This window comes from Neolewinella agarilytica, from assembly GCF_900110645.1.
Taxonomy (GTDB): domain Bacteria; phylum Bacteroidota; class Bacteroidia; order Chitinophagales; family Saprospiraceae; genus Neolewinella; species Neolewinella agarilytica.
Window position 1 is genome coordinate 1 of sequence record NZ_FOFB01000057.1, and the last position, 1,888, is coordinate 1,888.

Below are 1,888 nucleotides of genomic sequence, written 5' to 3' on the forward strand. Positions count from 1 at the left end.
AACCAACGCCTCGTACAGCTGAGGAAAGAGCACAACCTCTCTCAAAGCGAGTTAGCCAAGAAAATCGGGATTCATGCCAACGTCGTCGGCAGGTATGAACGCGGAGAAGCAAAGCCCTCTATTGAGCAAGTGCTAAAAATTGCAGATGTCTTCGATGTATCTATGGATTACCTGACGGGTAAAATTGACGAGACCATCGAGCCGAAGCTGATCAAGCAAATGATCGCTTTACAGCAGCTGCCGCAGAAGGAACGAGAGCACATCCTCTTTGCTATTGAGGCCCTAGTCAGGGACACTACTACAAGACTTAGTTACGCCAGCTAAACACTTAATTTATCACTACATGACAGATATGCGGAGGCACCTGTAGGCAACTATTCAGTGGGATGTAGATTATAACACTCAGGTAGGGGCAGTGCTATTCTATCAGATAGAATATCTTCTGCCAGAACAATTGGCCAATTAATAGCCGTACATATTGAAAGCTCAACAGATAAATTTTCTATTCCTTTGGCCAATTCTACTTGTGCTACCCAATCATCATTGCCTGTTTCGCTTTGATTTAAATCTTTGCTATGTTGTAAAACCGTAAAAACCGATTTATCCCACAAGCTATCTAAATGAACACTTGGCTTAAGACTATTACAAGTTTCTTGGTAGCTCCTATTAAGCCCGTATCCAGTGACTTCCTTTTTACATATTAGAGTATTGTTAGGATAGCGATACATTTTGACAACATAATTACTTCCTCCAAAAGGCTGATTAATAAATACTCTAATCATTTCAACAATTGATTTCTCTAAGGGTAGCTCTCCTATTGTTGACAGGCCAAATTCCTCGTCCTTCTTCTGAAGATTTTGTTTCTCTTCGATTTTTAAGACATCTACTTCATCATTTACTTTCGGGGATTCCCGACACGAAGGATTTAGAAAAAGGACTACGAAAAAGAAGAAGGCTTTTTTCATCACTCAATTATTTTTACACCCTGATAGTTGTATATGTTACCTCTTCCAACGGGCACCTCTACATCAAATCCTTTTGTTCTAGGATTAATTTTTTTAGTATATCTCTCGCTTGTGTACAAGTTGTAGCCTTGGAAAGTAGCAATCATAAGAGGTGATGATTCAAAACCTCTCGAGCTTCTACGAAGATGCGCGACAAAGTCTTTACCATATCCATAGCCAGTAGCACTTGGAATGTGTAACGCCTGTGGATCATCAGGCTTAAAACCTGTCTTGGGATGCACATGTCCTGAAATTACTGCTGTAGGGTATAGTTTGTATAACTGATTCGGAACATCGAAGTGGCTGGGACCTCTATTTCTATTAGCTGTTATGTCTAATGCTTGTAATTCTTTTGACCCACTACCCAGGTCAAGCACAAACGCCCTTTCTAGACCTTCTCCATCAGAAATAGAAACAATTTCCTCGATTTGGCTTCGTGTATTCTCTCCAATAAAGAATGATGACAGTGCTCGCGATACAATTCCTTGACCATCAGCATCCAAGAAGCCGACCTGTCCAAGAATATCTAAAGCCCCAGTAGTGAGAAAATGCTCTTGATTAGCGTGAGAGTCATTAATAGTCCTTTGCAAGATACCTTCTAAGTTGAAAATACGAGTTGTATCCCCCAATGGATCAATATTAGAGATCGGATTGTTTAGCATACCATTATACGGGGAAGCCCAAGTAAATGCCTCAGCCTTTGGGTCAACCTGCAACCATCTCCCGATAGCAGGATCATAACTACGGAATACTGCCAAATCCAGCCCTAACTCTTCACTATGTTCGATCCCATTATACCGATAGCAATATCCCCCAGCACCAACATTTCAACCATCAACGATGCTCATTAGCACCACCCCAAAGCTAACGCTTCTCCCTCAGTT

2 protein-coding genes and 1 pseudogene are annotated in these 1,888 nt (G+C 41.3%); 1 reads left to right on the forward strand and 2 read right to left on the reverse strand.

Features of this window, described 5'->3' with window-relative positions; translation table 11 throughout:
* A partial coding sequence (locus BM123_RS23675; RefSeq protein WP_090173615.1) for a helix-turn-helix domain-containing protein occupies positions 1-324 on the forward strand: 324 nt, incomplete at its 5' end.
* Positions 325-374: 50 nt separating this feature from the next.
* Here the strand turns inward: BM123_RS23675 and BM123_RS23680 are convergent.
* Together BM123_RS23680 and BM123_RS23685 are read right to left on the reverse strand one after the other, a co-directional pair.
* A complete protein-coding gene (locus BM123_RS23680; protein WP_090173617.1) occupies positions 375-965 on the reverse strand; it encodes a hypothetical protein in 591 nt (196 codons plus the stop codon).
* A pseudogene (locus BM123_RS23685) lies at positions 965-1,795 on the reverse strand (RHS repeat-associated core domain-containing protein); the annotation flags it as partial. The pseudogene BM123_RS23685 and the gene BM123_RS23680, both read right to left, overlap by 1 nt.
* Between the last annotated feature and the right edge of the window lie 93 nt (positions 1,796-1,888).

Excerpts from the sequence above, each read along its gene's own strand:
- BM123_RS23680 (WP_090173617.1), bottom strand. The coding sequence starts at position 965 with ATGAAAAAAGCCTTCTTCTTTTTCGTAGTCCTTTTTCTAAATCCTTCG.